The 5,344-nt window shown below is 54.0% G+C and carries 2 tRNA genes and 2 rRNA genes; all 4 read right to left on the bottom strand.

Features of this window, described 5'->3' with window-relative positions:
* Window positions 1-18: 18 nt before the first annotated feature.
* Window positions 19-2,898, bottom strand: a 23S ribosomal RNA gene (locus J2Y70_RS22185).
* A gap of 227 nt (window positions 2,899-3,125) precedes the next feature.
* Window positions 3,126-3,202, bottom strand: a tRNA-Ile gene (locus J2Y70_RS22180).
* A 76-nt stretch (window positions 3,203-3,278) separates the two neighbouring features.
* Window positions 3,279-3,354: transfer RNA gene (locus tag J2Y70_RS22175), tRNA-Ala, on the bottom strand.
* A gap of 85 nt (window positions 3,355-3,439) precedes the next feature.
* A 16S ribosomal RNA gene (locus J2Y70_RS22170) occupies window positions 3,440-4,984 on the bottom strand.
* The 16S and 23S rRNA genes sit together here with 2 tRNA genes alongside, the layout of an rRNA operon.
* Window positions 4,985-5,344 lie beyond the last annotated feature (360 nt).

The following is a 5,344-nucleotide window of genomic DNA, read 5'->3' as shown; positions in this document are numbered from 1 at the left end:
GAAGCACCTTGAGGTTATATGGTCAAGCCGCACGGATCATTAGTATCAGTTAGCTCAATGCATTGCTGCACTTACACACCTGACCTATCAACCACGTAGTCTACATGGTTCCTTAAGGGGGCTTGTGCCCCGGGAAGTCTCATCTTGAGGCGCGCTTCCCGCTTAGATGCTTTCAGCGGTTATCGCTTCCGAACATAGCTACCCGGCAATGCCACTGGCGTGACAACCGGAACACCAGAGGTTCGTCCACTCCGGTCCTCTCGTACTAGGAGCAGCCCCTCTCAAACTTCCAACGCCCATGGCAGATAGGGACCGAACTGTCTCACGACGTTCTGAACCCAGCTCGCGTACCACTTTAAATGGCGAACAGCCATACCCTTGGGACCGACTACAGCCCCAGGATGTGATGAGCCGACATCGAGGTGCCAAACACCGCCGTCGATATGAACTCTTGGGCGGTATCAGCCTGTTATCCCCGGAGTACCTTTTATCCGTTGAGCGATGGCCCTTCCATACAGAACCACCGGATCACTAAGACCTACTTTCGTACCTGCTTGATCCGTCGATCTTGCAGTCAAGCACGCTTATGCCTTTGCACACAGTGCGCGATGTCCGACCGCGCTGAGCGTACCTTCGTGCTCCTCCGTTACTCTTTAGGAGGAGACCGCCCCAGTCAAACTACCCACCATACACGGTCCCCGATCCGGATTACGGACCTAGGTTAGAACGTCAAGCACGACAGGGTGGTATTTCAAGGTTGGCTCCACTGCAGCTAGCGCCACAGTTTCATAGCCTCCCACCTATCCTACACAGACGAACTCAACGTTCAGTGTAAAGCTATAGTAAAGGTTCACGGGGTCTTTCCGTCTTGCCACGGGAACGCTGCATCTTCACAGCGATTTCAATTTCACTGAGTCTCGGGTGGAGACAGCGCCGCTGTCGTTACGCCATTCGTGCAGGTCGGAACTTACCCGACAAGGAATTTCGCTACCTTAGGACCGTTATAGTTACGGCCGCCGTTTACTGGGGCTTCGATCAAGAGCTTCGCCTTGCGGCTGACCCCATCAATTAACCTTCCAGCACCGGGCAGGCGTCACACCCTATACGTCCACTTTCGTGTTTGCAGAGTGCTGTGTTTTTGATAAACAGTCGCAGCGGCCTGGTTTCTGCGACCCTCTTCAGCTATAGCTCGCATGAGCCACCAAAAAGGGTGCACCTTCTCCCGAAGTTACGGTGCCATGTTGCCTAGTTCCTTCACCCGAGTTCTCTCAAGCGCCTGAGAATTCTCATCCTACCCACCTGTGTCGGTTTACGGTACGGTCTGCGTAAGCTGAAGCTTAGGAGCTTTTCCTGGAAGCGTGGTATCAGTGACTTCGTCTAAAAGACTCGTCTCGGTGCTCGGTCTTAAAGGATCCCGGATTTGCCAAAGATCCAAACCTACCGCCTTTCCCCGGGACAACCAACGCCCGGTACACCTAACCTTCTCCGTCCCTCCATCGCACTTACGCGAGGTGCAGGAATATTAACCTGCTTCCCATCGACTACGGCTTTCGCCCTCGCCTTAGGGGCCGACTCACCCTGCGCCGATTAACGTTGCGCAAGGAAACCTTGGGCTTTCGGCGTGCGGGTTTTTCACCCGCATTATCGTTACTCATGTCAGCATTCGCACTTCCGATACCTCCAGCGGACTTCTCAATCCACCTTCAACGGCTTACGGAACGCTCCTCTACCGCGCATCGCTTATCGCGATGCACCCCAAGCTTCGGTTCACTGCTTAGCCCCGTTAAATCTTCCGCGCAGACCGACTCGACCAGTGAGCTATTACGCTTTCTTTAAAGGGTGGCTGCTTCTAAGCCAACCTCCTGGCTGTCTGTGCCTTTCCACATCGTTTTCCACTTAGCAGTGAATTTGGGACCTTAGCTGTGGGTCTGGGTTGTTTCCCTTTTCACGACGGACGTTAGCACCCGCCGTGTGTCTCCCGGATAGTACGTACTGGTATTCGGAGTTTGCAATGGTTTGGTAAGTCGCGATGACCCCCTAGCCATAACAGTGCTCTACCCCCAGCAGTATTCGTCCGAGGCGCTACCTAAATAGCTTTCGAGGAGAACCAGCTATCTCCGGGTTCGATTAGCTTTTCACTCCTAATCACACCTCATCCCCTACCTTTGCAACGGGAGTGGGTTCGGGCCTCCAGTCAGTGTTACCTGACCTTCACCCTGGGCATGACTAGATCACCCGGTTTCGGGTCTACTGCCCGCGACTATGCGCCCTTATCAGACTCGGTTTCCCTTCGCCTCCCCTATACGGTTAAGCTTGCCACGAACAGTAAGTCGCTGACCCATTATACAAAAGGTACGCAGTCACTCTTGCGAGCTCCTACTGCTTGTACGCACACGGTTTCAGGATCTATTTCACTCCCCTCTCCGGGGTTCTTTTCGCCTTTCCCTCACGGTACTGGTTCACTATCGGTCGGTCAGGAGTATTTAGCCTTGGAGGATGGTCCCCCCATATTCAGACAGGGTTTCACGTGCCCCGCCCTACTCGTCTTCACTGGAATGGCCCTTTTAAATACAGGGCTATCACCTTCTATGGCCAACCTTTCCAGGTTGTTTTTCTAGAACCATACCAGCTTAAGGGCTAGTCCCCGTTCGCTCGTCACTACTTAGGGAATCTCGGTTGATTTCTTTTCCTCCGGTTACTTAGATATTTCAGTTCACCGGGTTCGCTTCCAGCAGCTATGTATTCACTGCAGGATACTGCCGAAGCAGTGGGTTTCCCCATTCGGACATTGCCGGATCAAAGCTTGTTGCCAGCTCCCCGACACTTTTCGCAGGCTGCCACGTCCTTCATCGCCTCTGACCGCCAAGGCATCCACCGTGTGCGCTTATTCGCTTGACCATATAACCTCAAGTTGCCTCAAGGTTATGCTGAGTCCGGGGGTACAAAGCCCGGACGCGAACTATAACGACTCAATTTCTAGGGACTCGAGGTCCCCGCCTTAGCCACAACGACACGTCAAGATAGTTTGATCTCAAACGCTCGCTACGTCACAAATTTTAAAAGAACATACCCCAGCCTCAGTGCTGGCGCATCTTAAATTCTTAGTGTGCTTTGTACATTCAGAGTGGTGGGTCTGGGAGGACTCGAACCACCGACCTCACCCTTATCAGGGGTGCGCTCTAACCACCTGAGCTACAGACCCAAAGTCTTTGCTCCTGCAGTTCCCCTAGACAGTCCGCACACGGAGGTGCGGGCTCTTGCAGAGGGATCTGCAAATCTGGTGGAGCCAGTCGGGATCGAACCGACGACCCCCTGCTTGCAAAGCAGGTGCTCTCCCAGCTGAGCTATGGCCCCGAAATCGGGGTGCCCCGCCCTGTGGCGGAACTCTCTGAATGCAGGTTACTTGTGAGGACGCCTGTAGGCGTAGTTGTCTTGCTCAAAAGGAGGTGATCCAGCCGCACCTTCCGATACGGCTACCTTGTTACGACTTCACCCCAGTCATCGGCCACACCGTGGCAAGCGCCCTCCCGAAGGTTAAGCTACCTGCTTCTGGTGCAACAAACTCCCATGGTGTGACGGGCGGTGTGTACAAGGCCCGGGAACGTATTCACCGCAGCAATGCTGATCTGCGATTACTAGCGATTCCGACTTCATGGAGTCGAGTTGCAGACTCCAATCCGGACTGAGATGAGGTTTCTGGGATTGGCTTACTCTCGCGAGCTTGCAGCCCTCTGTCCTCACCATTGTAGTACGTGTGTAGCCCTGGTCGTAAGGGCCATGATGACTTGACGTCATCCCCACCTTCCTCCGGTTTGTCACCGGCGGTCTCCTTAGAGTTCCCACCATTACGTGCTGGCAACTAAGGACAAGGGTTGCGCTCGTTGCGGGACTTAACCCAACATCTCACGACACGAGCTGACGACAGCCATGCAGCACCTGTCTCACGGTTCCCGAAGGCACCAATCCATCTCTGGAAAGTTCCGTGGATGTCAAGACCAGGTAAGGTTCTTCGCGTTGCATCGAATTAAACCACATACTCCACCGCTTGTGCGGGCCCCCGTCAATTCCTTTGAGTTTCAGTCTTGCGACCGTACTCCCCAGGCGGCGAACTTAACGCGTTAGCTTCGATACTGCGTGCCAAGTTGCACCCAACATCCAGTTCGCATCGTTTAGGGCGTGGACTACCAGGGTATCTAATCCTGTTTGCTCCCCACGCTTTCGTGCCTCAGTGTCAGTGTTGGTCCAGATGGCCGCCTTCGCCACAGATGTTCCTCCCGATCTCTACGCATTTCACTGCTACACCGGGAATTCCGCCATCCTCTACCACACTCTAGTTGCCCAGTATCCACTGCAATTCCCAGGTTGAGCCCAGGGCTTTCACAACGGACTTAAACAACCACCTACGCACGCTTTACGCCCAGTAATTCCGAGTAACGCTTGCACCCTTCGTATTACCGCGGCTGCTGGCACGAAGTTAGCCGGTGCTTATTCTTTGGGTACCGTCAGAACAATCGGGTATTAACCGACTGCTTTTCTTTCCCAACAAAAGGGCTTTACAACCCGAAGGCCTTCTTCACCCACGCGGCATGGCTGGATCAGGCTTGCGCCCATTGTCCAATATTCCCCACTGCTGCCTCCCGTAGGAGTCTGGACCGTGTCTCAGTTCCAGTGTGGCTGATCATCCTCTCAGACCAGCTACGGATCGTCGCCTTGGTGGGCCTTTACCCCGCCAACTAGCTAATCCGACATCGGCTCATCTATCCGCGCGAAGCCCGAAGGTCCTCCGCTTTCACCCTAAGGTCGTATGCGGTATTAGCGTAAGTTTCCCTACGTTATCCCCCACGAAAAGGTAGATTCCGATGTATTCCTCACCCGTCCGCCACTCGCCACCCATGGTATTGCTACCACTGTGCTGCCGTTCGACTTGCATGTGTTAGGCCTGCCGCCAGCGTTCACTCTGAGCCAGGATCAAACTCTTCACTTAAAATTACAGACCCGAAGGCCAATACTTTGATATGCAGAGTTCAAACCAAGCTTACGTATCGCTTGCTTAGCAATTGATTTGTTGCTCTTGATTCGAACGTCTGCAAGATGGACATACTTCCACCTGCAGGCGCCCTCACAAGTTACCTGCGCACACTGTCAAAGAACGTCGGGGCCGGCCTCAGCGCCTTTCCCTTGTCACTGCGACGTTTCCGTCGTAGCGAGCCGCCCATTATAGCGGACTTTTTCTTTCCGTCAACACCTCGTTTCCGAGATCCTGACGCCGGTTCAACCCAAACCCGAAGGCTTTCCGATGAACCGAGCCGCCCATCATAGCGGCTTTTTTGTTGCCGTCAATACC

Origin of the sequence: Xanthomonas sp. 1678 (assembly GCF_031455575.1) — a bacterium.
Lineage (GTDB): Bacteria > Pseudomonadota > Gammaproteobacteria > Xanthomonadales > Xanthomonadaceae > Xanthomonas_A.
Note: the sequence above shows the minus strand (reverse complement) of the source record. Positions and strands in the feature narration are given on the sequence as shown.